Origin of the sequence: Halorubrum sp. SS7 (genome assembly GCF_005435055.1) — an archaeon.
GTDB classification, from domain to species: Archaea; Halobacteriota; Halobacteria; order Halobacteriales; family Haloferacaceae; genus Halorubrum; species Halorubrum salinarum.
In genome coordinates this window covers 1-722 of sequence record NZ_SGXV01000193.1, presented here as the reverse complement: position 1 = coordinate 722, position 722 = coordinate 1, and the positions used below count along the sequence as shown (strand labels likewise).

General features: G+C 54.4%; 1 rRNA gene. It reads left to right on the top strand.

Annotated elements, in window-relative coordinates:
* Window positions 1–64: 64 nt before the first annotated feature.
* A 23S ribosomal RNA gene (locus EXE44_RS20990) occupies window positions 65–722 on the top strand; the annotation flags it as partial.

Here is a 722-nt window from a genome sequence, read left to right as displayed (position 1 = left end):
TACAGTCGGGTGACATTACGTCACTTGACACCGTCAGCAACTCTCCTTCGAGAGTTCGCTGACACACTACTGGCTACTGTGCCAGCTGGTGAATGGCTCGGCTCGAGAGCCGACGACGGACGTGCCAAGCTGCGAAAAGCTCGTGGGACCCGCATGGAGGGAAAGAACACGAGATCTCCCAATCGGAATCCGTTCAACAATTGCCACGCGCAATAGGGAACGCCCTGAATTGAAACATCTCAGTAAGGGCAGGAAAAGAACGCAACAGCGATGTCGTCAGTAACCGCGAGTAAACGCGACACAGCCCAAACCGAAGGTCTTCGGACCAATGTGGTGTTCGGGTTGACAACCAAAACGCGACACTCTCTCAGAAGTCTCCTGGAACGGAGCGTGAAACAGGGTGACAACCCCGTATGAGAGAACAGTACCGTTGGCGTCAAATCCAGAGTAGCAGGGGTCGGATATCCTCTGTGAACATCTCAGGCATCCCCTGAGAAGGCTAAACACTCCTCGAGACCGATAGCGAACAAGTAGCGTGAGCGAACGCTGAAAAGCACCCCGAAAAGGGCGGTGCAATAGGGCCTGAAATCAGTTGGCGATCGAGCGACAGGGCGTACAAGGCGTCTCTTGAAACGACCGAGGAGCGATCCTCTAGTAGGAAAAGAGACGAGCCGGCGTCGTGTCGTGCGTTTTGAAAAACGACCCAGGGAGTGCACTTGATT